Here is a 23595-nt window from a genome sequence, read left to right as displayed (position 1 = left end):
TTGGACAAGACCTTTCAGCCCTGTCTGGCGTCGAAGATCAGGTCCCACGCCCTGGCTCGGGCATGGGCGACCGCGCCCAGCAATACTCCGCTGTCCCCCAAAGCGCTGGCGACCACCGTCGGCCGCAGGGGGCCCAGCTCCGCTATCCGATCCTCTATCGCCGCGCCCAGCAGGTCCAGGTTGCGGCCCACCCCACCGCTCAGGACGATGACCTCCGGATCCAGGACCGCCGCCACCGCCACCAGGAGACCGCCGATGCGGCGCCCTTCTGCCTCCACCACCGAGCGGGCCGCCGGGTCACCGGCCGCCGCCACCGCGAAGACCTCCTTGGCCGTCTCGAGGTCCAGCCCGGCGGCCCTGGCCGCGCGGACCACACCGGGGGCCGAGGTCACCGTCTCCGTGGCACCGTGGGCCAAGGCGTCGTCGGTAGGGGGTGAGTCCGTGGGGACGTAGGAGACCTCTCCCGCCGCTCCCCTGGCTCCGACATACAGCTCGCCGTTGATGACGATGCCCATCCCGACGCCCGTACCGATGGAGACCAGGGCGAAGTTGGCCTTGCCGCGCCCCTCCCCATACGTGTGCTCGCCGACCGCCGCCAGGTTGATGTCGTTCTCGATGGTCAGCTCCACGTCGAGCGCGGCCCGGAGGCGGCCCGCCAGGTCGGGCGGGCCCGGCAGGTTGGGCGCGAAGTCCAGGCGGCCCTGGGCCGGGTCGTAGACGCCGGGCGAGCCGACCACCGCGCAGGCGATCACCGACCAGTCGAGCTCGGCCTCCCTGGCCGCGGCCCGGCAGAGGTCGCCCACGAGGTCCGCGAGCTCGGCCGAGTCGCGGGCGGTGTTGCGCCCGTCGGTCCGGCCCGCGAACGTGCCGCGCAGGTCGGCCACGGCGACGCGGATCCAGTCGCGGCCGATGTCGATGCCCGCCACGTGGGTGGAGGCCGCGTTCATGTCGTAGAGCGAGGTCACCGGGCCCGGCCGGCCCGACACCTCGCCGACCAGGTGCACCAGCCCGTCTTCCTCCAGCCCGGCGAGCGCCGCCGAGACCGTCGGCTTCGACAGCCCGGTGATCTTGGCCAGATCGGCCCGTGACGCCGGGCCGTTCGCGTGGAGCTGGTCGAGCAGCCGACGCTCGTTCAGCACCCGCAGCAGCCGCGGATTTCCCAGCCCACCTCGCATCTTCAGCCCTCCTCGCGCCAAACTCTAGCCAACGACCCTGGTAGTAAACTAGCTTTCTTACCAAACAACGAACAGCCGGGCGGGCCCACTCGAGAGGACGATGTGCGATGGACCGAGCATGGCGACTGATTCCGGCCGCGGCGCTCTTGCTGACCGCCGCCGCCTGCGGAAACTCCACCGGCACCGGCGGCAGCACGGCGAGCGCGAGCGCCGGGGCGGCATCCAAGACGATCGCTCTCTTCCTGCCCGAGTCCAAGACCACGCGTTATGAGGCGTTCGACCGCCCGCTGTTCGAGGCGAAGGTGAAGTCGCTCTGCGCCGACTGCAAGATCCTCTACAGCAACGCCGAGCAGGACGCGGCCAAGCAGCAGCAACAGGTCGAGGCGGCCCTCACCCAGGGCGCGAACGTCCTGGTGCTGGACGCCGTCGACGCCAACGCGGTGGCGCCGCTGGTCAACCAGGCCAAGCAGAAGAAGATCCCGGTGATCGCCTACGACCGGCTGATCTCCGGCATCGACTACGCCTACTACGTCTCGTTCAACAACGTCCGGGTCGGCGAGATGCAGGGTCAGGCCCTGCTCGACGCGATGAACGCCAAGGGCACGACGGCCAAGGGCCAGATCGTGGAGATCCACGGCGCCCCGACCGACCCCAGCTCGGCCGACTACAAGAAGGGCGCCAAGAGCGTCCTGGACGGCAAGGTCAAGGTCGGCAGGGAGTTCGACACGCCCGACTGGAGTCCCGACAAGGCCCAGCAGCAGATGGAGCAGGCGATCACCGCCATCGGCCGGGACAACATCGTGGGCGTGCTGTCGGCCAACGACGGCATGGCGGGCGGCGCCATCGCGGCCATGAAGCGCGCGGGCTACAAGCAACTGCCGCCGATCACCGGGCAGGACGCCGAGCTGGCCGCCGTGCAGCGCATCCTCACCGGCGAGCAGTACATGACCATATATCTGGACATCAGGGCTGAGGCGGAGAAGTCCGCCGAGCTGGCCGTGGCCGTAGCCAAGGGCGAGCAGCCCACCGCGACCAGCAAGGTCAACAACGGCACCGTGGACATCCCCGCCTTCCTCCTCGACCCCATCGCCGTCACCGCGGACAAGGTCAAGGACACGATCGTGAAGGACAAGTTCTACACGGCCGACCAGATCTGCACCGCCGAGGTCAAGGCGGCCTGCGCGAAGGCGGGCATCCAGTAGTGCTCTCCGCGACAGGCATCTCCAAGCGCTACGGCGCGGTCCAGGCGCTCGACCGCGCCAGCCTCAACCTGCGCCCCGGCGAGGTCACCGCCCTCATGGGCGACAACGGCGCGGGCAAGTCCACGCTGGTCAAGGCCATCTCGGGGGTGGTCGTCCCCGACGCGGGCACGATCACGCTCGACGGCACGCCCGTCAAGATCGCCAACCCGCACGACGCGCAGGCGCTCGGCGTCTCGACCGTCTACCAGGACCTCGCGCTCTGCGAGAACCTGGACGTGGTGGCCAACCTGTTCCTCGGTACGGAACGCCGCCGCTGGTCGCTGCTGCGCCACATCGCGATGGAACGCGCCACCCGCGACCTGCTCCAGCAGCTCGACGTACGCATCAGGGACATCAGGGTGCCCGTCGCCATGCTGTCGGGCGGCCAGCGCCAGTCCGTGGCGATCGCCAGGGCGCTGATCGGCGAGCCGCGCCTGGTCATCCTGGACGAGCCCACCGCCGCGCTGGGCGTGGAGCAGACCGCCCAGGTGCTCGCGCTGATCGGACGGCTGCGCGACCGCGGGCTCGCGGTCCTGGTCATCTCACACAACCTGGCCGACGTCCGGGAGGTGAGCGACCGCGTGGTGGTGCTGCGTCTGGGACGCAATGCCGGCGACTTCGGTACGGCAGACACCACGCAGGAGGAGATCGTGGCCGCGATCACGGGGGCAGGGCGATGACCGACACGCTGGCCCGCAAGCCTTACACGCCGAAGGTCGCCGTCGAGCGGCTGAGACAGGGCGACGTCGGCGCGTGGCCGGTCGTCGGCGGGCTGGTGGCGATCGCGATCGTCTTCAGCGCGCTCAACGACCGCTTCCTCGCGCCGGAGAACCTCACGAACCTGGCCCTCCAGATGGCCGCGACCGGCACGATCTCGCTGGGCATCATCATGGTGCTGCTGCTCGGCGAGATCGACCTGTCGGCCGGCTCGGTCAGCGGCCTATGCGCGACGATCATGACCATCATGCACGTCAAGCAGGGCTGGAACCCGCTGGCGGCCATCTTGATCGCCCTCGCCGCGGGGGCGGGGATCGGGCTGATCCACGGGCTGATGTTCACCAAGCTCCGGATGCCGTCGTTCGTGGTCACGCTGGCCGGGCTGATGGGCTGGCTCGGGCTGTTGCTCTTCCTGCTGCGGCAGGGCGGCACGATCAACCTGCCGTTCACCGGGTTCATCTCGAAGCTGAGCGACACCTGGCTGCCATCCTGGCTGTCGTGGCTGCTGGTGGCGGCCCTGGTGCTCGTCTCGGGCGGCGCCGCGCTGCTCACCCGGCGTCTCAGGCTGGCCGCCGGGCTGCCCGTCACTCCGCTGTGGTGGTTGCTGGTCAGAACGGGCGGCCTGGCCGTGCTGCTGGCGGCGGGCGTGGTCATCATGTCGGCCGACCGGGGCGTGCCGCTGCTGCTGATCATCTTCGGCGCGCTGGTGGTGGTGTTCGATCTCGTGCTCAGGCATACCGCGTTCGGCAGGCATGTGTACGCCGTCGGGGGCAACGCGGAGGCGGCCAGGCGAGCCGGGATCAACGTGACGCGCATCAGGATCCTGGCGTTCATGCTGGCCTCCACGCTGGCGGCGGCCGGGGGCATCCTGGCAGCCAGCCGGCTGTCGGCGGTCAACCAGCAGTCGGGCGGCAGCGACATCCTGCTGATGGCCATCGCCGCGGCGGTCATCGGGGGCACCTCGCTGTTCGGCGGCCGGGGGCGGGCCTATGACGCGCTGCTCGGGGTGCTGGTGATCCAGTCGATCACCAGCGGCATGTACCTGCTCAGCGTCGACTCCTCCGTACGCTTCATGGTGACGGCCGCGGTGCTGGCCCTGGCCGTGGCGATCGACTCGCTGGCCCGCCGGGGAGCCGCCCAGTGAGCCGCGTGCTGGGCATCGATGTGGGCGGCACGAAGGTCGCCGTCGGCGTGTCCAGCTCCGACGGACCGGAGATCGTCGAGCGGATCCGGCTCGACACCGGCGCCGGCACGCTGGAACGGGCTCTGGCGGCGGCCCGGGACCTGGACGGCGCGCCGGCCGCCGTGGGCTTCTCGACCTGCGGCGTCATCCGCGACGGCCGGATCTGGCTGGCCCCCAACGTGCCCGGCTGGGAGGGGCTGGAGCTGCCCCGGCTGCTGCGGGAGGAGTTCGGCGCGATCCCGGTGGCGATCGACAACGACGTGAAGGCGGCCGCGGCGGCCGAGCTGCGCTGGGGAGCGCTGCGCGGTGTGTCGGCGGGCGTCTACCTGAACCTGGGCACCGGGCTGGCCGCGGCGCTGGTGGTGAACGGCCAGGTGGTGTCCGGGGCGCACGGCGCGGCCGGTGAGATCGGCTACCTGCAGGCCGTTCCGGGAGAGCCCGCCTTCGCCGACGGGCACGTTCCTCTGGAGGAGCGGGTCTCGGGCGGCGCGCTCGCGGCCCGGGGCACGGCCCTGCTGGGCCGCGAGACCACGGCGGCCGACCTGTTCGCCCTGTCCGCCTCGGCCCCCGGCTCGGCGGTCGCGGAGCTGGTGGACGAGGCGCTCGGGCTGCTGTCCATGAACGCGGCGAACCTGTGCGCGACCTTCGACCCCGAGTGCCTGGTGGTCGGCGGCGGCATGATGGGCGCGGCCGACCTGATCATGCCTCGCCTGACAACCGAGCTGCGCCGGGCCGTACCCTTCCCGCCCGAGGTACGCCCGGCGCGGTTCGCCGACGACGCCCCGCTGCTCGGCGCGCTGGCTCTCGCCCATGCCGCTTCACAGACTTCATAAGTTCGTGAAACGGGTGTAGCTTCGACGGCATGGCTCCCGAAAAGGTGCGGCTGGCCGCCGAGAAAGCCACGCTCCTCGCCACCCTGTACGGCAGGGCACTGGACGCCCGCTCACCACACCCCATACTCGACGACCGCCTGGCGGCCGCGACCGTCGAGCGCATCGACCACGACTTCAGCGACACCGGCATGGACCAGCGCATGGCCGGCTCGGTCGCGATCCGGGCCCGCTTCCTGGACGGCTGGGTCAGGGAGTTCCTTGCCCGGCACGCCGAGGCGACCGTGCTGCACCTGGGCTGCGGTCTCGACACGCGGGCCCACCGCCTGGACCCGCCGCAGAGCGTCGACTGGTACGACGTGGACTATCCAGACGTCATCGACCTACGGCGGCGGCTGTATCCGGACGAGCACCGGACGATCGGCACCTCGGTCACCGACCTCGGCTGGCTGGACCAGGTGCCCGCGGGCAGGCCGGTGCTGGTCATCGCCGAGGGCCTGTTCTACTACCTCGACCCATCGGAGGGCCGCGCGCTGGTCAGGGCGATCGTCGACCGGTTTCCCAGCGGCCAGTTCGTCTTCGACGCGCTCAGCCCTTTCGGGCTGCGCCTGCAGAAGCTCAACAAACCGGTCAGGAAGGCCGAGGCCACGATGCACTGGGGCATGGACGGCCCGGCCGACCTGCTGTCGATCAGTCCGAAGCTACGCCTCGTCACCGCGATGAGCGCCTTCGACCTGCCCGGCTACGGCCGCCTGTCAGCGTCGCACCGGATCTCGGTCGGGCTCGCCAAGGTCGTGCCCGGATTCAGGAGGATGGCGGCCTTCTACCGGCTGGAGTTCTGAGAGCAACCGGCCGGAGCGCTGAGGGCTTCCGGCCGGGGTTGGAGGCTACCGGCTGGGGTTCTGCGGGGCGCCGCCGTTGTCCCTGCGGTCCAGGGCGGTCTGCAAGGCCTCGGCCGCCTCGTCGGCGGTCTCGTCGATGGAGTTCCAGGCATACATCTCGTACATGTGTGTCTCATCTCATTTCGCGGGGCGTCGTGTGCTGTGCAGTCGGACTCCGGTCACGAATCCGACCGGGCCTGAGCTCGTGGGGTCCGGATCGCGGACCGGACGATGGGGCTTACCGGTCGACGCAACGCCGCACACCACGGCGGGTCGTCGACCTGCCCTAACAGGCCCCGCCGCGGCAGGTAATAAGTACGAGAACCTGGCGCATCTTCCGAAAGAATACCTGGCGGTAGTTTGGCTGTCTCGTTGGACGTCCTACTATCTCGCATCCTGAGACAGAAAAACGGCTGCCGCGGACGCGACAGCCGTTGATCCTGGAACGCTCTGAAGAAGGGGTCAGTCCTCCAGGTCGACCGAGCGGCCGCTCTCGGCGCCGATCTCGGTGCCGATCTGCTCGACCACCTCGGCCGGGATGGCGGAGTCGACCGTCAGCGCGATCAGCGCCTTGCCGCCCTTGGCGTCACGGGCCACCTGCATGGAGGCGATGTTGACGCCGTGCTCGCCGAGCAGGCGGCCGACGACGCCGACGATGCCGGGCCGGTCGGTGTAGGTGAAGAACGACAGGTGCGCGGTCGGCTCGATCTCCATCTCGTAGCCGTTGACCTCGACGATCTTCGTGATCTGGCGCGGGCCGGACAGCGTGCCCGAGACCGAGACACGGCGGCCGTCGGCGAGGACGCCGCGCACGGTGACCACGTTGCGCCAGTCGGGGCTGTCGGAGCTGGTCACCAGGTTGACGGAGATCCCGCGGTCCTTGGCGAGGAGCGGCGCGTTCACGTACGTGACCGAGTCCTCGACCACGTCGGTGAAGATGCCCTTGAGCGCGGCCAGCTCGATCACCCGGACGTCCTGCGAGGCGATCTCGCCGCGCACCTCGACGTCGAGCTTCGTGGCGACCTCGCCCGCCAGCGCGGTGAAGACGCGGCCCAGCTTCTCGGCCAGCGGCAGGCCCGGCTTGACGTCCTCGGCGACCGCTCCGCCCTGGACGTTGACCGCGTCGGGCACGAACTCACCGGCGAGGGCGAGCTTGACGCTCCGCGCGACCTGGGTGCCGGCCTTCTCCTGGGCCTCGTGTGTGGAGGCGCCCAGGTGCGGCGTGACGACGACCTGGTCGAGCTCGAACAGCGGGCTGTCGGTGCAGGGCTCCTTGGAGAACACGTCGATGCCCGCCCCGGCGACGCGGCCCTCCTTGATCGCCGAGTAGAGCGCGGCCTCGTCGACGATGCCGCCACGGGCCACGTTGACGATCCGCACCGACGGCTTGACCTCGTGCAGTTCCTTGTCACCGATCAGCCCGAGCGTCTCCTTGGACTTGGGCAGGTGCACGGTGATGAAGTCGGCCTGCTTGATGACCTCTTCGAGGCTGACCAGCTTGACGCCCATCTGGTCGGCGCGGGCCGGCGGCAGGTAGGGGTCATAGGCGATCAGCTCGACGCCGAACGGCTGCAGGCGCTGCGCCACGAGCTGACCGATCTTGCCCAGGCCGAGGATGCCGACGACCTTCTCGTCGAGCTCGACACCGGTGTACTTGGACCGCTTCCACTCGCCGTTCTTCAGCGCGGCGTGCGCCTGGGCCGTGTTGCGGGCGCTGGCCAGGATGAGCGCGACGGTCTGCTCGGCGGCGCTGGTGATGTTGGAGGTCGGCGCGTTGACCACCATCACACCGGCCTTGGTGGCCGCCTCGACGTCGACGTTGTCGAGCCCGACGCCGGCCCGTGCGACCACGCGCAGCTTCGGCGCCGCGGCGATGGCCTCGGCGTCGACCTGCGTGGCGGAGCGGACGATGAGCGCGTCCACGTCGGCGAGCGCGGGCAGCAGCTGCGAGCGGTCGGCGCCGTCGGTGTGGCGGACCTCGAAATCGTTGGCGAGTACGGCGAGGCCTGCCTCGGACAGCTCCTCTGCGACCAGTACGACGGGCTTGCTCATGGAAGTGAATCCTTAGGGGCATGCGGGCGGGCGTTGAGGGACACCTCAGAGGGCTCCTCGGACCCCCCGAGTCTATCCGCGCTTGTGAACGTGTTCACGAGTGACCCAGGATCTGAGACAGCGCCTCCGTACCCCGGCTCCCGCAAACTCATCCACACTGCTCCCATCTTTGTCTTGCTGGGGGGATTTCTTGGCTATTAGCCTGATAAGCCGTGACCGACTACCTATGGTTCGTCATATGAGCATCGGGAATCCTGCGCTTGCCGACGTGCTCGCCCAGCATGGCAATCCACATCGCCTGCTGGCGGCACTCGCTGATGGTGGGGTTCTGGTGGCAGTGCGACCAGACCGATCAGTCGTCCTGGGTACGACCCAGGCCGGCGACAGAGTGCTGCTCGGATACACGGGCGCGGCGACGTACGCCCGGCACCGCGGCAGTCACTCCCTCTCCGCCTGCGATCCGGACACGATCCTCGACATCCAGCGAGTCACGGGTGTGCGGGAGATCGTGATCGACGCGGCGGGGCCCGCAGCGGCGGCCGTGCCCATCGACGACCTCCAGCGCTTCCTCGCCTCGACGCGATCGGGGCCCCATCCAGTGCTGTCGGGAGCCGTCCCCGCCGCGTACGCGACGGGCGCGATGGCCACGGTGTCACGGGGAGCCGCGCTCGCCCAGGTGGCGCCGCCCTCGCCGGACGCGCCCGCGCTGCCGTGGATACCGGCGCCGCGACCGCACCTGTCGGGGCCCATGCAGCAGGTCGACCCCGGCTACCGGCGGTGCGCCCACCCGATCCTGCCCGCCCTGCGGCGGGCCATCGGGAACCTGCTCATGGACTACCCGCTCGTGCACCACGTCTGGATCTCCGAGGCGCGCACCGCCTCGGGGGCGCCGGGGATCATGCTGCACGTGAAGGTGCACATGTCGGCCGCCGAGGACGTGGTCCGCGACCTGCACCGAGGGGCCCGCGCCCGGCTGCCGCAGTTCGCGGCGAGCGGGGCGCCCATCCTGATGGCCAGGGTGGCGGACTCGCGCAGCGAACGCCGGATGATCGAGATCGGCGCGCACGTGGTCTGCGCCGACGTGATCGACTAGCTACGACCCCCGGCGGCCCGAAACCGGCTCGGCCTTTGGCGCGGCCGAAACCGGCCCAAGCCGGGCTCCGGCCGAAACCGGCCCAAGCCGTGGCCCGGCTGACACCGGGCCACGGACGCGCATGACCGCGGCCCGCATCGAGCGGACCGCGGTCATGAGCACGCGGGGGTACGTCCACGCGGACGCCCTTACGCCTTACGCCAGGCGGCGGGCCAGCTCCAGCCGCGTCCTGGCGCACGCCCAGGCCACCAGCGCCGCCAGCAGCGGCAGTCCTACCGCGAACGCGACGAGGAACAGCCAGGGGATGGAGATCGTCGTGGGCCCGGGAGTGAACCAACTCGCCCCCTGGACCCCGTTGTGGCGGCTCATCGGCCACGACAGCGCGATTCCGCCCACTATCCCGGTGACGACGCCGACCAACCCGCCCAGCCCAGCGATGTAACCCGCCTGACCGGCCACCACCAGCCGCCGGACGCGCGGCGGCGCGCCGACCGCCGACATGGTGTTCAGGTCGTGGCGCATGTCGGCCGCGGCGAGCCCGGTGGCCGCGAACGTGCCGCCGAGCACCAGCACCATGGCGGCGCCCAGCAGGATCCAGAGCACCCTCGCGAGCTCGCCGTCCCTGGGGCGTTCGAAGTAGAGGTCGATCTGGTCTCCGACCACGGACAGACGCTTCCTCAGGCGCTCCTGATCCGCCAACGGATCCATCGTGTACAGCCGCCGCTCCTTCATCTGGAGCCCGACGGGCCGCAGCACGGCCGGTGGAACGACCCCGCCGCTGACCCGCGGATCGGCGGCACTCGCCAGCACAGCGGGAACCTGCTTGCGGATCTCGCCGTCCAACGCGTAGAACTTCAGGGTGGCCAGGCCGTCCTTGATCAGCGCCGGATCGAACACCACGATCTTGCCCGCGGCCAGGGCCGCGACAGCCTGCGGATCCTGACGTCCCTGGATGAACGCCAGCAGCCGCGCGTCGCCGACCGGCAGCTCACCTCCGTAAAAGGAGTCCCCGCACCGCCCCTCGCAGCGGCGCTCGATGTCGATCCAGGCCCGTTTGCCCTTGGAGTCCACGGGAACCGGGCCTGGAATCAGCTCCCTCTTCGGCAACTCGCGCTCGGCCACCGCCTGCAGCCTGGCCCAGCCGCTGTCGTCCAGATCGCTGGCTTCGATCTTGATGCTGCCCGTCGGGGCGAAGGGATGGTAGCCGGCGTTGAAGGCCGCGTCGGAACTGGCGAGCCCGATGCCGAACGCGACCGCCGCCGTCGTGGCCGCCATGACGGCGGCCGTCGCGGAGGCCGTACGGGACCGGTGACGCGAGGCGTCGCGGACCGACAGGCGCAGCGGGAGCGGCAGCCGGGCGGCGAACCGGCTCGTCCGGCGCACCAGCCACGGCATCAACGCGACCAGCCCCAGCACGACCAGCCCAAAGGCCGCGACGAGCGGCAACTCCTGGCCGCGCGTGCCCAGCCTGACCAGGGCCAGCCAGACGAGGACCAGTCCGGCCACCACCAGCAGCAGACCGAGCACCGGACGACCCGCGCGGTCGCGGAGCTCGCCCTCACGGCCCGCCAGCACCTGGGCCGGGCTCTGCCGCGCGGCCTGCACGGCGGGCACCAGGGCGGCGATCAGGCCGCTGACCACGCCCAGCACGGCAACGCCCGCGACACTCGCCCACGGCACCTCGAACGGGCCGATCGATCCGAACAGCTGCCCGGCCCTCGGCATCGCCGCCAAAGCGCCTCCGACGCCGAGGACCGTCCCGGCCAGCGCCGCCGCGCCGCCGAGCACCAGCCCGTCGGCGAGCACGATGGCCCGTAGGTGCGCGCCCGAACCGCCCTGCGCCGCGATCACGGCCAGCTCCCGGCGCCGCCGCCGCAGTCCCACGGCGAACGCGGGTCCGGCCAGCAGCGCCGTCTCCATGACGATGAAGAAGACAGCGAGTGCGATCTTGAGCGGCAGGTCACTGTCCGGGGCGCTCAGGCGGCGAACCCCGGCGGGCGGATTCTCGATGACGGTCCTCGACTCGACCATCAGCCCGTGGGCGTTCAGCGCCCGCACCCGCGACCAGTCGAACGGCGCGGCGGTGTCGGCGAGCCAGCCGGTGCCGCTGCCGTCGCTCTTGTCCAGCAGAAGCATGCCCGGCAATCCGACGAACTCCGTCATGCCCGGCCTGTTCGGGTACTCGATCACACCGACCACGCGCACCCGCTTGTTCGCCCGGGTCACGGCCACCGTGTCGCCGGTCTTGACCCCCAGCTTCAAGACCGCGGGTGTCACCACGACCTCGTCGGGAGCGGCCGGGAACCTGCCCTCCGTCAGACGCCGCATCCCCCTCGTCATCGGCTCCCGCAGGTCCACCTCACTGGCGGACACCATCTCGTAGCCGTCCTTGCCCGCGAACAGCACGCTGCCCTTGTCGTACGGGATGATCCGGCCGCCGACCAGCGCGGCCACCTCGGCCTGCTTCCACGGCGCGGCTGTGGATTCCTTTTCCGGCCCGTTGATCATGCCCCAGCCGAAGACGTCCTGGTCGATCGGCGCGCGGAAGCGCGTCGTGACGACTCGCGCGTCCGCCCCGCCCAGCAGGGCGGTCAGCCCCTCCCGCTCGTTCACGTTGAGGGTGGCGTACCCCGTGAGCACGCCGGTGATGAGCAGCACCGGCAGGCCGATCATCACCATGATCAGCGCCGTACGTCCCTTGAACCGCAGCGCGTCCCTGCGGGAGATCCGCAGCGCGGCGGTGAAGGCGCTCATCGGGCGCTCTCCAGAGGCACGGCCGTCGAGTCGGCGATCTCCCCGTCCCGCAGGAACACCACGCGGTCGGCCCACCCGGCGTATCGGGGCTCGTGGGTGACCAGCAGCACCGCCGCGCCCTCGTCGCAGCGCTCGCGCAGCAGCCGCAGGATCTCGTCGCCGCTCGCCGTGTCGAGCGCCCCCGTGGGCTCGTCGGCCAGCACCAGGCGGCGCTCGCCGACCAGCGCCCTGGCTATCGCCACGCGCTGCCGCTGCCCGCCGGACAGTTCCCCGGGAAAGCGGTCGGCCACATGGTCCACCCCCACCGAGGACAGTACGGCCAGCGCCTCCTCGCGGGCCTGCCGGGAGCGGACGCCGTCGAGCTCCCTCGGCAGCATCACGTTCTCGGCGGCCGTGAGTGACGGGATCAGGTTCAGGTCTTGGAAGACGTACCCGACGCTGCCGCGCCGCAGCGCCGCCAGGTCCGTCACGCCGGACAGGTCCGTGCCCTCGATCGTCACGCTGCCCGAGGTCGGCCGGTCGAGGCCGCCCGCTAAGTTGAGCAGGGTCGACTTGCCGGAGCCCGACGGGCCCATGACGGCGACCAGCTCGCCGCTGGAGACCTCGAGGCTCACCCCTTTGAGCGCGTGCACCTGTCCGTGCACGCGCGTCACCTCGTCCAGTCTCAGCACAGTCATGCGTTCTTCTCCTTGAGTACGGCCTCGCAGTGGTCCAGCCAGCGCTGTTCCGCCTCGGCCTGAAAGATCAATGAATCGAGGACGAGCCGCTGCCCGAGCCCCTCGGTGTTCGCCCGTTTCGCCTTGGTCAGCTCCTGCACCGCCCGCATGGTGGCGGTGCGCTGGGCCAGGATCACCCGTGGCACGTCGACGTCCCCGGCGGCGACGGCCATGGCGAGTTTGATGACCAGTTCGTCCCGAGGCCGGTCGGTCTGGTCGACGGGGGTGCTGAACCATCGCTCCAGTTCGGCCCGACCGGCCTCGGTGACCGTGTAGACGGCCCTCCCCTGTTCGTCGGCCCCTCCGGGCTCGACGAGGCCGTCACGCTCCATCCGGGCGAGCGTCGTGTAGACCTGGCCGATGTTGAGCGGCCAGGTCGCCCCTGTCGACGCCTCGAATTCCACCCGGAGCTGGTAGCCGTAACGCGGCCCCCTGCTCAGCAACGCGAGCAGTCCGTGTCTGATCGACATGGATACTGAGTATGCATACTGAGTATGCTCAACGCAACAGATTCGCATATTCTGGACAGGGAACGCCGTTCAGGCCGATACTCAGGGCATGAGCTCGACGCATCCACCGTTCCGCGCGTCCGACGGGGAACGCGATCGCGCGATCGACGAGCTCCGCGACCGTGCCGTCGAAGGCCGGATCTCCCACGACACCTTCGTCGGCCGGGTGGATCAGGCCCTGCGGGCGCGCAGCCGCCACGAGCTCGACGAACTGGTCGCCGATCTGCCCCGCCGCCGGACGTTCCGCCAGCGGGTGACCGACGCGGTGTCGAACGTCTCCGACTTCACCACCCGTCTCCAGGCGGCGTGGCGCCGGCCGCGCCTGCCCAGGCTGGCCCTGCCCGACGACCACCGCATGCGCTACGTGGTCGGTCGCGGATCGGCCTGCGACCTGGTGCTGTCCGATCTGACGGTCTCGCGGGTGCACGCCGAGCTGCGGCGCGAGGACGACGGTGGATGGATGCTGGTCGACCTGGGCTCGCTCAACGGCACGCGGCTGAACGGCTGGCGGCTGGTGGGACCCGCCAAGATCAAGTCGGGCGACGAGGTCTCTTTCGGCGACTGCGGCTTCATGGTGAGCGCCGGCCAGCTCTCCTGAGTACGTTCCTGGGTACGGGCCCGCCTTCGTGACGGCGTGCGTACGGCTGTCCCGAGAAATACGGATATTTGCGGATTACAGGCTGCGTGCGCTGCCGCATGATCCCAAGCGAGACCCCCAGTCCTCATTGGAGACCCCATGCGGCGTACTTCAGCATCCCTCGTCGCGGGCGCGCTCGTCGCGGCCCTCGCCTGGGCGTCCAGCCCCTCCTCCCCCGCCGTCGCGCTCGAACCCACGGCGGGCGTCGCGGACCTGACCCAGGACATCAACCAGATACTCGCCGACTCGCGGCTCACGGTCGGGCGAGCCGGCGTGGTCGTCAAGAGCGCGGCCAACGGCGACGAGCTGTACGCCACGGACGCCGGCAAGCTGATGATCCCGGCCTCCAACACCAAGCTGTTCACCTCCGCCGCCGCCGTCGACACGCTCGGCCTGGACTACCGCTTCCCCACCACCGTGCTGAGCGGCGGGCGCAAGATCGGCTCCCTGCTGACCGGCGACCTGATCCTGCGCGGCACCGGCGACCCGACGATGCTGGCCGAGGACTACGACGCGCTGGCCGCCAAGGTCGCCGCCTCGGGCGTCAAGCTGGTCGCGGGCAAGCTGGTCGCCGACGACACGTGGTTCGACTCCGTACGGCTCGGCAACGACTGGACCTGGGACGACGAGACGGCCTACTACGCGGCGCAGATCTCCGCGCTGACCGCCTCCCCTGACCGGGACTACGACGCCGGTTCGGTGATCGTCTCCGTGGCGGCCGCCGGCAACGAGGTCAAGGTGTCGACGACGCCCGAGACCGACTACCTGAAGATCGTCAACAAGGCCACCGTGGGCACCACGACCGACGTGCTCATCGAACGCCAGCACTCCACGAACACCGTGGTCATCACCGGCACCGTGGCCGACCCGTACCAGGAGTGGGTGGCCGTGGACGACCCCACCCGCTATGTGGCGTCGCTGTTCCGCAAGTCGCTGGCCAAGCACGGCGTCCGCGTGGCGGGCCCGACCGTCACCGGCGCGGCCCCGTCCGGCGCGACCACACTGGCCGAGCACCAGTCGATGCCGCTGAGCGAGCTGCTGGTGCCCTTCCTCAAGCTGAGCAACAACATCCACGCCGAGATCCTGACCAAGGCGATGGGCCGCAAGGTCTCCGGCCAGGGCAGCTGGGCGGCCGGGCTCAAGGTGAGCACCGACTTCGCCAAGGCCAACGGCGTGCAGGTACTCAACATGCGGGACGGCTCCGGCCTCTCGCGCCGCGACGGCTTCGCCCCGGGCTCGATCGTCCAGCTGCTGAGCGCCGTACGCGCCAAGCCGTGGTTCAAGACCTGGTACGACGCGCTGCCCATCGCGGGCAACGCCGACCGGTTCACCGGTGGCACGCTGCGCAGCCGGATGCGCAACACCGCCGCCGCCAACAACGTGCACGCCAAGACCGGGTCGCTGACCGGCGTCACGTCGCTGTCGGGCTACGTGAACAGCGCTGAGGGCGAGCCGCTGGTGTTCTCCATCATGCTCAACCAGTACCTGTCGGGCTCGCCGAAGGACATCGAGGACAAGATCGCCATCCGGCTCGCCCAGTTCTCGCGGACCGCGCCGGTGGACGCCGTGTCGCAGCTCCGCGCGGCGGATGACAGCGCGACCGGCGACCTCGAATGCTCCTGGCTCAAGCCCGCCGCGTGCTGATGCCTTCCGCTCCGTCGGGAAGCTGACGCTTCCTGCCCCGCCTGGGAGCCGACGCCCCGCGCGCCGGCTCCCAGGTCACGCGACCCTGGCAAGCTCGACGGCCGAGATGGGACGGAAGGTGGACAGCACTGCCACCAGGTCAGCCTCGGCGATACCCGAAGCGTTGAGCATGATCAGCGCATCGCCCGACCTGGCGAAGACGGTGACCCAGCCGGACTCGGCACCGGTCCGGACCCATCGGTCTCCCGGGAGCGACTTGCATCGCAGCCGGGCTCCTAAGTTCTCGGTGACCGCCAGGCAGGAATCCCGCGGTGTTCCAGCCGCGGCGGGCCAGACCGTGACCTGGATCTCGGAGAATCCCCGCTTCGACGTGGCCGCCCGCCAGTATTCCAGCCAGGTGGACGGTTCCGGCTCCTGCTCCCCGGCTGCATTGAGATCCACGTGGACCAGCCGGTAACCCTTGATCACTGGAGCGATCAGCGGCACGCCGGACTTCTCGAAGCTGCGGATTTCAAGCCAGGCCAGGATCTGCGGCTTGTACTGCGCCGCGCCCCAGGATCCGAGGGGCACGACTACGGCCAGAGCTACCGCCCACCAGCGAGGCGACATGAACGACCACGCCGACAGGGCGAATCCGACAACACCACCGACCACGTAGACAGGGACGACAAGGCCCGGCAGCGGGCCTAAATAGTCCGGCTCCGGCACCGGCACCTGCACCGCGAGGGCACCGATGAGCAACCAGGTCCCAGTGCCCCCGACAAGACCGACCACGCCCCAGCGCGGCAACCTGGCCAGCCGCGCACCCACCGTGGCCAGGATTATCGTCAGGAGGAACACGGCCGGCGGGAGAACGGTCCCGTCGAGCTCTTCCCCCTGCGTGTACGCCCTGGTGATGGCCGTGGGGATGCCCGTCACCAACCCGACGAGGGCTGCACGCGCCAGGACAGCCTTGATCGCTAAATCCTGCATGTCCCTATTTTTCGCACAAGACGCGTAGGTGACAGAGAAGGTTTACCGAGGTCGATGGGGCAATCGTTACGATTGGGTCACCTGGTACTCCAGATATAGCGGTGTTTTTCGGGACATGACCGTTGCGGGCACACCAGAATGCGGGATCGACGCCGTATCTAGCAGCAGCGGAGGGACAGGATGCGCAGGCAACTCCAGGCACTCGTCTGCCTCGGAAGTCTGGCCGCGTTGAGCATCCCCACGCCCGCCGCCCAGGCGGCGACCACGAAGGCTCCGTGCCGGGTCGTGGCCGCCAAGCCGTCCCTGTCCGAGGGCGTGATCGTCGGCTCGGCAAGCAGGATCGGCTGCGACGCCAAAGCCACGCTCAGGGTCCGGATCGTCCGGGACGTGGCCGGTCGTCCCGATCGGACGCTGAAGAGCGGCGCCAAGCCCGTGCTGAACGGCCGGATCAGCGTCCGCGCCGGCTGCGCGGCTCCCGGGCGCTACTACGTCATGGCCATGGACTACCAGGGCAAGCCGAGCCGGTCACGGCCCGTGGCCCTGTCCTGCGAGACGCGGACGCCGGCGAAGACCGGCACCGCCTCGGCCGCCGAGGACCAGGTCGTCAGCCTCACCAACCAGGCGCGGGCCAAGAAGGGCTGCCGCCCGCTCACCCACGATCCCAAGCTCCACGCGGCGGCCGAGCGGCACTCCGCCGACATGGCCGCCCGCGACTACTTCGACCACGACTCCAAGGACGGCCGGACTCCGGGTGACCGCATATCGACGGCCGGCTTCGCGCCGGTCAGCACCTGGGGCGAGAACATCGCCATGGGCCAGCCGACGGCCGCCGCGGTCGTACGAGCCTGGCTCGACAGCCCCGGACACCGCGCCAACATCATGAACTGCTCCTTCACCCATATCGGCGTCGGCCAGTCTGCGAAGGGCCCCTACTGGACCCAGGACTTCGCCGCCCACTAGACCACAGAACCCCACCCAGCCAGGGAGCGCCGGGCCTCCACCAGGCGCGCCACCGCGCCGGTTCCCACCGCAACGCCACGGCGCTCCCATCCGGCGGGCCCGGTCGCGCCTCCCCCCGCACAGCGGACCGCGACCGGGCCCGCACCCCTTTTACGGGGAATGACTCTGTGCGAGGCAACCGACCTGTGGGGATCTCATGCACTGGCACGCGTACACGTGGGTGGGCGGCGGCGAGGAGCGGGAAAGGGAGGACGAGCGGCGGCCGGGTTCGCCGGAGTTCGCCGGTTCGCTCGTCCCGCCGATGTGTACCGGCGACTGGCTGCCCCGTCCGCCGTCCCTGACTCGCGGGCGCGGGTCAGGGGCGGTTGTCCGAGAAGCGGGCCAGGACCAGGGACTCGACGACGCCCACGACCGCGTACGCCAGGATCGACACGGCGGTGACCACCACGATGTCCGCCCACACCTCGTCATACCGGAACCCGCCGATGGCCCGCAGGATCCCGGCGCCGATCCCCTGCCCGGTCGCCAGCCATTCGGCGATGAGGGCGCCGATGATCGAGGCGGGCACGGAGATCCGCATGGAGGCGAACACCGAGGGCATCGCCGTCGGCACGGCCACCTTGCGCAGCACGGTCAGCCGCCCGCCCCCGTACGCCATGATCAGGTCGGTGGCCTGCGGCGAGGCGGAGCGCAGCCCGAAGGCGACGTTGACCAGAGCGGGGAAGAACACCACGATGCCGCCGATGACCGCGACGCCGACGAGCTCGCGGCCGAAGACGAGCGTGATCAGCGGCGTCATCACCACGAGCGGCACCGAGCGCAGCAGCATCGCGACCGGCATGAACGTCTGCTCGACGGTCCTGAACAGCACGAACGCCATCGCCACGACCACCGCCGCGACCATCCCGCTGACGAAGCCGATGGCCGCGTCCCTGATCGTGATGCCCAGGGCGGCGAAGACCGCGTCGCGATGGGCCGGGGACGAGCCGAACAGGTACTCCCAGACCTGCGGGGGACGCTTGCCCACCAGCGGGCTGATGCCGAACGCCTCCAGGGACAGCCACCAGAGGGCCACCACGATGACCACGGAGGGCAGCAGCGGGCCGACGACGCGCAACACGATGCGGCCGATCATGAGGAGGACCTCGCTCTGCCGTACGACCAGGGTGTCACCACGCGGGCGACCAGCGCGACGATCGCGTAGCCGAGGCCCGCGACCAGGCCGGCCACGAGGGCCAGCCCCCACGTGCGCGGGACCTGGAACTGCTGCTGGGAGATCATCAGGGAGACGCCGAGGCCCTGGTCGTTGCTGCCGAGGTATTCGCCGATGATCGCGCCGAGCAGCGCGCCGGGGGCAGAGATCTTCAGCCCGGCGAACGTGCTCGGCAGCGCCGCGATGACCTGGACGTGCCGCAGCTTGGCCAGACGGCCGCCACCGTACACGGCGATGAGGTCGAGGCTGGTCCGGTCGGCGGAGCGCAGCCCGAGCAGCGCGCCGATGAGCGTGGTGAAGAAGACGGAGACGGCGGCCAGGAACACCACGGCGGCCTCACCGCCGAAGACGACCAGGACGATCGGGCCGATGGCCAGCAGCGGGATGCAGTAGCTGATCACCGCGAGCTGGGTCGCCACCGCCTCCAGACGCGGGACGAGCAGGACGATCAGCGCCACTCCGATGGCCAGGCCGTTGCCCCAGAGGAAGCCCTGGAGCGCGGCGCTGACGGTGGCCGTCGTGTTCGGGCCGTAGAAGGCCCAGCCGTCGTGGCCCATCCCGGCCAGGACCGCCCACGGCGTCGGGACCGCGCCGCCGTCCGCGAAGACCGTCACGGCGAGCAGCCACCACAGGGCGATCAGGGCGACGACGCCGAGCAGGCCGTGGATCCGCTTCACGAGCCGTGCCCGAACAGCAGGTCGCTGAGGTGGTCGTGGATGGCGTGGAACTCCGGTGTACGCATCATCTCCGGCACCCGGGGACGCGGCAGGTCGATCTCCACCATCTCCACGATCCGGCCCGGGCGCGGGCTCATGACGGCCACCACGTCCGACAGGAAGATGGCCTCGCCGATGCCGTGGGTGACCATCAGCGTGGTGGCGGGCTTCTCGGTCCAGATGCGCAGGAGCTCCAGGTTGAGCCGCTGGCGGGTCATGTCGTCCAGGGCGCCGAACGGCTCGTCGAGCAGCAGCACGCTGGGCTTGACCACCAGCGCGCGGGCGATCGACACGCGCTGCCGCATGCCGCCCGACAACTCGGCGGGCCGCGCCTTCTCGAAGCCCTGCAGACCGACCAGCTTGATCAGGTCGTCGATCACGCCGGGCTCGGGCTTGATCCCCGCGACCTCCAGCGGCAGCCGGATGTTGGCCGCGACGCTGCGCCAGGCCAGCAGCGCCGAGTCCTGGAAGGCGATGCCGAGGTGGTGGCTCCTGCGGAGCTCCTCGGGGGTCTCGCCGTTCACCCGGATCTCGCCGGTGGTGGGCTTCTCGAGCCCGGCCAGGATGCGCAGCACGGTCGACTTGCCGCAGCCCGAGGGGCCGAGCAGGGACAGGAAGGAGCCCTTCGGCGTCTCCAGGTCGACGTGCTCGACAGCGGTCAGCCCGCTGCCGAACGTCTTGCTCAGCCCCGTGATGCCGATGCCGGTCATGAGAGCTTGAGGCTCGCGTCGGCCTTGTAGATCTCGTCCAGGATCGACAGGTCGAAGAGGTTCTCGGCCTTGACGGTCAGCCCGGCCTTGGCGAGGGAGGCGATGTTCTGCTCGATCAGCTCGGAGGTCATCGTGAACAGGCCGTTGGCCTTGGCGTCGGGGGTGACGACGAGCTCGTTCTGCATCTTGGCCTCCTCGGTCTGCTCGGCGACGTCGAGGTTCTGATCCTTGCCGTACGTCTTCGCGGCCAGCTCGGCGGCCTTGGCCGGGTCCGCGACGGCGTCCTTCCAGCCCTTGATCTCCGCCGTGAGGAACGCCTTGAGCTTGTCGCGCTCCTTGTCGATCGTCTCCTGCGTCACCGTGAACGTCTCGGCGACCAGCGGCAGGCCATGGTCGGCGAACAGCATGTGCGCCGCGTCCACCCCCTGCATCTTCAGCCGCACCGGGCCGCTGGTGACGAAGCCGACATAGCCATCGAGCTGGCCGGAGGTCAGCATCGACGGGTCGGACTGGAACGGCACCCGCGTCACGCTCGACGGGTCGATGCCGTTGGACTTGAGCAGCGCGTTCCAGACCAGCTCGTTGGAGTCCTGGACGCCGATCTTCTTACCCGCCAGGTCCTTGGGGTCCTTGATCGGGTTCTTGCCGAGGGAGACGATGGCGAAGGGGTTCTTCTGGAAGGTCGCGCCCACGATCTTGAGCGGTGCGCCCTGGAGCACGGCGGGCGCGGTGATCGTCGGCGTCGACAGGCCAATCCAGCAGCGGCCGGTGGTCAGGCCCGACTCGACCGAGGTGCCGGAGCCGCCGCCCGACAGCAGCTCCACCTGGGAGAACCCGGCGGCCTTGTAGTAGCCCTTGCTGTCGGCGAAGTACTCGCCGGCGAACTCGACGTTCTTCTTCCAGGAGAGCTGGATCTTGACCGCGCCGAAGCCGCTTCCGCCCGCGCCGGACGTCCCGCTGTCGCCACAGGCGGCCAGGCCGAGCGCCAGTCCGGCCATTCCCGTCGTCCGCAGGAACGCGCGACGGTCGAGGGTAGCCATAATTCTCCTTGGAAGAGCCGTGAACCTGCAGGTCAGGAAGCTATACACTGATTATTACCATCGTGTGACGAAAAATCGGACATCGTATGGGGCTCGCATGGGGTGCGGGGCCCGCATGTGGAAAAGCCCAGCACCGGCGCTTCGGCCCCTGTAGGTCCCTACGAGAGCGCTAGGCGAGGTCCGTAGATCCCTCCAGCGGCGGCGAGGGGCCGGTAGCGTTTTGGCTGAGATGAAACTGGACGGAATCCCCCTTTGGGACGGCACCGAATTCCGCGGCCCGGTCGAGCTGAGCTGGGAACCGGACCGGATCGGCGATGTCAGGTCGGCCGCGCAGCGGTATGACGACCTGTGCGTGCTCCCCGGCCTGGTCGACACGCACGTGCACCTGATCGGCTACGCCGGTGCGGGTCCGATGCCCGACTTCGCCACCTGGCCGCTCGTCACGACCCGCGACGAGCAGGTGCTGCACGGCGTCGCCCACGCCCAGCGGGCCATGCGCCACGGCGTGACGACCCTGCGCGACCTGGCCGGGGACGAGGCGCAGATCGCGCTGCGCCGGGCCTTCGACGCGGGCGTGCTGCCCGGCCCGCGCGTCCAGGTCCACGGCGTGGTCGGCATGACCGCCGGGCACAACGACCTGTTCGTGCCGCCGGCGATCCCGCAGCGCAAGCCCACCGCCGACGGGCCCGACGAGTGCCGCAAGCTCGTACGCACCTGGGCCCGCGCCGGTATGGACGGCATCAAGCTCACCACCAGCGGCGGCGTGCTGTCGATCGGCGACAAGAACGGCTGGCGCAACTACACGCGCGAGGAGATCAGGGCCGTCGTCGACGAGGCGCACGCGCTCGGCATGCTGGTGGCCTCCCACGCCCACTCCGAGGAGGGCATCCGCGTCGCCGTAGAGGAGCGCGTCGACTCGATCGAGCACGGCACGCTGCTGAGCGCGGATCTCGCCGAGGTGCTCGCGGCCCGCCGCACGCCCGTCGCGCCGACCCTGCTGATCAACGAGGCCATCGCCGAAGGCCGGGTCCCGGTCACCGCGGAGTCGATGGCCAAGGCCGCCGAGCTCGTGGCCACGCGCAACGTGCTGCTCGCCCAGGCGGCGGGGCTGGGTGTCCGCTTCGTCCTGGGCACCGATGCCAACGGGCACCACGTCCAGTTCGGCGACCAGCTCGCCGAGGTGGTCCACATGACCGAGATCCTGGGCATGTCCGCCACGGACGCACTGCGCGCGGCCACCTCGGACGCCGCCGACTCGATCGGCGTGCCGGTGGGCCGGATCGAGCCGGGCCTCGGGGCCGACTTCATCGTGCTGCGCGGGCGCCCGTGGGAGCGGATCGCGGACCTGGCCGTGGAGAACATCGTCGCCGTGGTCTCACGAGGACGTCTCGTCGCGGGCGAGCTACCCTGACTCGGACTGCTGCCCTGACCTGAGGGCCAGGTAGAGGTCCGTACGGTCGCGCATCGACGACATCCGCCGCCCGGTCAGCTCCTCGATCCGCTGCATGCGGTAGCGCAACGTGTTGACGTGCACATACAGCTCGTCGGCCGTCCGCTGCCAGGAGCCGCACGCCTCCAGGAAGACGTCGAGCGTGCGCAGCAGCTCGGAGCCGTGCCGCGCGTCATACTCGATGATCGGCCCGAGCAGGTGCTCCCTGAACGAGCGCCGCACGCTCACGGGCAGCTGGGCCAGCAGGAGTTCGTGGCTGTCCACGTCGGCGACCGACATGACCGACACCGGCCCCTCGCCGTAGCGGGCCGACTCCATGCCCCGCCGCGCGGACTCCAGCGCCTCGCCGAGCTGCGACACGCTGGCGGTCGCATCGCTGATCCCGACCGCCACCCGCATCCCCGGCCGGTTGGTCACCAGCGCGCGCAACTCGTCGGTCAGCGCCTGGCGCGACACCTTGCCGTTGACCAGCACAATCCCCTCGTCGGAGCGCCCGCCGACGACCAGCTGCCGCCCTCTCCTGGCCAGCGCGTACATGATCGCGGGCACGTCGTCGTCGTCCGACCCGCCGGTCCTGGCCACCACCATGGCCGTGGTCGGCAGCCCCGGATCGGCGCCGAGCAGCCGCAGGTGGGCCGAGACCTCACCGGGCGCGATCCGCTGCGTGCCCAGGAGGTCGAGCAGCGTCTGCGCCCGAGCCCGCTCGTCCCGGCGCCGCTCGGCCGCGAACGCCTCCTCGATCACCACCTCGGTGATCGCGCCGAACGACTGGTCGGGCGCGGCCAGGAGCAGCGGCAACCGGCGGCGTTCGCACGCCTTGACCAGCGCTTCCGGCAGCTCGCCCAGCACGACCAGCCCGACGATCAACCCGGCGGCGTCGCTCGTCCACAGCGCGTCGGCGAACGTCTCGCAGTCGGACGGCTGGGTGTACCAGACCCCGCTGGTCAGGACGAGGTCGCCGGGGCGCAGGTAGCGTCGCGGGTCGGGCAGATCCGTCGGATAGGCTCGCCCCACCTCCCTGCCGAGCCCGTCATGTCCGGTCACCGGCACGAGACTCAGGTCTTCGCGCGCCACCAGATCCGCCAGCCTCATGAATGTGATG

General features: G+C 70.2%; 21 protein-coding genes. 10 read left to right on the top strand and 11 right to left on the bottom strand.

The window, feature by feature from the left end:
- Nucleotides 1-14: 14 nt before the first annotated feature.
- The gene (locus ACQP2T_RS11120; RefSeq protein WP_433516069.1) at nucleotides 15-1175 is read right to left on the bottom strand and encodes an ROK family transcriptional regulator; all 1161 of its coding nucleotides are present in this window, start codon (nucleotides 1173-1175) and stop codon (nucleotides 15-17) included.
- A 107-nt stretch (nucleotides 1176-1282) separates the two neighbouring features.
- Between ACQP2T_RS11120 and ACQP2T_RS11115 the strand changes: the two genes are divergently transcribed.
- Genes ACQP2T_RS11115 through ACQP2T_RS11095 form a run of 5 tightly spaced genes read left to right on the top strand, consistent with a single transcriptional unit; the run spans nucleotide 1283 to nucleotide 5988 of the window.
- A complete protein-coding gene (locus ACQP2T_RS11115) occupies nucleotides 1283-2377 on the top strand; it encodes a sugar ABC transporter substrate-binding protein (RefSeq protein ID WP_433516068.1) in 1095 nt (364 codons plus the stop codon).
- The gene (locus ACQP2T_RS11110; protein WP_433516067.1) at nucleotides 2377-3096 is read left to right on the top strand and encodes an ATP-binding cassette domain-containing protein; all 720 of its coding nucleotides are present in this window, start codon (nucleotides 2377-2379) and stop codon (nucleotides 3094-3096) included. The genes ACQP2T_RS11115 and ACQP2T_RS11110 overlap by 1 nt, the downstream gene beginning before the upstream one ends.
- Entirely contained in the window at nucleotides 3093-4277 is a 1185-nt protein-coding gene (locus tag ACQP2T_RS11105; RefSeq protein ID WP_363995534.1) for a sugar ABC transporter permease, read from the top strand. Before ACQP2T_RS11110 ends, ACQP2T_RS11105 begins: the two co-directional genes overlap by 4 nt.
- Entirely contained in the window at nucleotides 4274-5149 is an 876-nt protein-coding gene (locus ACQP2T_RS11100) for an ROK family protein (protein WP_433516066.1), read from the top strand. Before ACQP2T_RS11105 ends, ACQP2T_RS11100 begins: the two co-directional genes overlap by 4 nt.
- Nucleotides 5150-5178: 29 nt before the next feature.
- Nucleotides 5179-5988: a class I SAM-dependent methyltransferase gene (locus tag ACQP2T_RS11095; RefSeq protein WP_433516065.1), complete on the top strand. Its 810-nt coding sequence runs from the start codon at nucleotides 5179-5181 to the stop codon at nucleotides 5986-5988.
- A gap of 501 nt (nucleotides 5989-6489) precedes the next feature.
- Here the strand turns inward: ACQP2T_RS11095 and serA are convergent.
- A complete protein-coding gene (serA, locus tag ACQP2T_RS11090; RefSeq protein ID WP_433516064.1) occupies nucleotides 6490-8079 on the bottom strand; it encodes a phosphoglycerate dehydrogenase in 1590 nt (529 codons plus the stop codon).
- Between the two features lie 238 nt (nucleotides 8080-8317).
- Between serA and ACQP2T_RS11085 the strand changes: the two genes are divergently transcribed.
- Nucleotides 8318-9172, top strand: coding sequence for a hypothetical protein (locus ACQP2T_RS11085; RefSeq protein WP_433516063.1), 855 nt, complete (start codon nucleotides 8318-8320; stop codon nucleotides 9170-9172).
- Between the two features lie 195 nt (nucleotides 9173-9367).
- Here ACQP2T_RS11085 and ACQP2T_RS11080 read toward each other — a convergent pair whose 3' ends face one another.
- The 3 genes from ACQP2T_RS11080 to ACQP2T_RS11070 are packed head-to-tail and all read right to left on the bottom strand — an operon-like array spanning nucleotide 9368 to nucleotide 13112.
- Nucleotides 9368-11926 carry an ABC transporter permease gene (locus ACQP2T_RS11080; protein ID WP_433516062.1) on the bottom strand — a complete coding sequence of 853 codons (2559 nt, stop codon included), beginning with the start codon at nucleotides 11924-11926 and terminating at the stop codon, nucleotides 9368-9370.
- Entirely contained in the window at nucleotides 11923-12603 is a 681-nt protein-coding gene (locus tag ACQP2T_RS11075; protein ID WP_433516061.1) for an ABC transporter ATP-binding protein, read from the bottom strand. Before ACQP2T_RS11075 ends, ACQP2T_RS11080 begins: the two co-directional genes overlap by 4 nt.
- Nucleotides 12600-13112 carry a PadR family transcriptional regulator gene (locus ACQP2T_RS11070; protein WP_433516060.1) on the bottom strand — a complete coding sequence of 171 codons (513 nt, stop codon included), beginning with the start codon at nucleotides 13110-13112 and terminating at the stop codon, nucleotides 12600-12602. The genes ACQP2T_RS11075 and ACQP2T_RS11070 overlap by 4 nt, the downstream gene beginning before the upstream one ends.
- 88 nt (nucleotides 13113-13200) lie before the next feature.
- On the opposite strand from ACQP2T_RS11070, the gene ACQP2T_RS11065 reads away from it, so the two are divergent.
- Together ACQP2T_RS11065 and dacB are read left to right on the top strand one after the other, a co-directional pair.
- Entirely contained in the window at nucleotides 13201-13749 is a 549-nt protein-coding gene (locus ACQP2T_RS11065; RefSeq protein ID WP_433516059.1) for an FHA domain-containing protein, read from the top strand.
- Between the two features lie 138 nt (nucleotides 13750-13887).
- Nucleotides 13888-15432, top strand: a complete 1545-nt coding sequence (gene dacB / locus ACQP2T_RS11060) for a D-alanyl-D-alanine carboxypeptidase/D-alanyl-D-alanine endopeptidase (protein WP_433516058.1) — start codon at nucleotides 13888-13890, stop codon at nucleotides 15430-15432.
- Nucleotides 15433-15507: 75 nt separating this feature from the next.
- On the opposite strand, the gene ACQP2T_RS11055 is transcribed toward dacB, so the two are convergent.
- Nucleotides 15508-16404, bottom strand: coding sequence for a hypothetical protein (locus ACQP2T_RS11055; protein ID WP_433516057.1), 897 nt, complete (start codon nucleotides 16402-16404; stop codon nucleotides 15508-15510).
- Between the two features lie 180 nt (nucleotides 16405-16584).
- On the opposite strand from ACQP2T_RS11055, the gene ACQP2T_RS11050 reads away from it, so the two are divergent.
- A complete protein-coding gene (locus tag ACQP2T_RS11050; RefSeq protein ID WP_433516056.1) occupies nucleotides 16585-17364 on the top strand; it encodes a CAP domain-containing protein in 780 nt (259 codons plus the stop codon).
- A gap of 355 nt (nucleotides 17365-17719) precedes the next feature.
- Here the strand turns inward: ACQP2T_RS11050 and ACQP2T_RS11045 are convergent, their stop codons facing one another.
- Genes ACQP2T_RS11045 through ACQP2T_RS11030 form a run of 4 tightly spaced genes read right to left on the bottom strand, consistent with a single transcriptional unit; the run spans nucleotide 17720 to nucleotide 21043 of the window.
- On the bottom strand, nucleotides 17720-18499 hold the full coding sequence (locus ACQP2T_RS11045) for an ABC transporter permease (protein ID WP_433516055.1): 780 nt from the start codon (nucleotides 18497-18499) through the stop codon (nucleotides 17720-17722).
- Complete coding sequence (locus ACQP2T_RS11040) at nucleotides 18496-19254, bottom strand: ABC transporter permease (RefSeq protein WP_433516054.1); 759 nt, start codon at nucleotides 19252-19254, stop codon at nucleotides 18496-18498. Before ACQP2T_RS11040 ends, ACQP2T_RS11045 begins: the two co-directional genes overlap by 4 nt.
- Nucleotides 19251-20003 carry an ABC transporter ATP-binding protein gene (locus tag ACQP2T_RS11035; RefSeq protein WP_433516053.1) on the bottom strand — a complete coding sequence of 251 codons (753 nt, stop codon included), beginning with the start codon at nucleotides 20001-20003 and terminating at the stop codon, nucleotides 19251-19253. Before ACQP2T_RS11035 ends, ACQP2T_RS11040 begins: the two co-directional genes overlap by 4 nt.
- Nucleotides 20000-21043 (bottom strand): ABC transporter substrate-binding protein, encoded by a 1044-nt coding sequence (locus ACQP2T_RS11030; RefSeq protein WP_358539426.1) that lies wholly within the window; start codon nucleotides 21041-21043, stop codon nucleotides 20000-20002. The genes ACQP2T_RS11035 and ACQP2T_RS11030 overlap by 4 nt, the downstream gene beginning before the upstream one ends.
- Before the next feature lie 229 nt (nucleotides 21044-21272).
- On the opposite strand from ACQP2T_RS11030, the gene ACQP2T_RS11025 reads away from it, so the two are divergent.
- Nucleotides 21273-22454, top strand: a complete 1182-nt coding sequence (locus ACQP2T_RS11025; RefSeq protein WP_433516052.1) for a metal-dependent hydrolase family protein — start codon at nucleotides 21273-21275, stop codon at nucleotides 22452-22454.
- Here ACQP2T_RS11025 and ACQP2T_RS11020 read toward each other — a convergent pair.
- The gene (locus tag ACQP2T_RS11020) at nucleotides 22446-23585 is read right to left on the bottom strand and encodes a PucR family transcriptional regulator (protein WP_433516051.1); all 1140 of its coding nucleotides are present in this window, start codon (nucleotides 23583-23585) and stop codon (nucleotides 22446-22448) included. The two genes, ACQP2T_RS11025 and ACQP2T_RS11020, sit on opposite strands and share 9 nt — an antisense overlap.
- Nucleotides 23586-23595: the final 10 nt, after the last annotated feature.

The organism is Nonomuraea sp. CA-143628, from assembly GCF_050942315.1.
Lineage (GTDB): Bacteria > Actinomycetota > Actinomycetes > Streptosporangiales > Streptosporangiaceae > Nonomuraea.
Note: the sequence above shows the minus strand (reverse complement) of the source record. Positions and strands in the feature narration are given on the sequence as shown.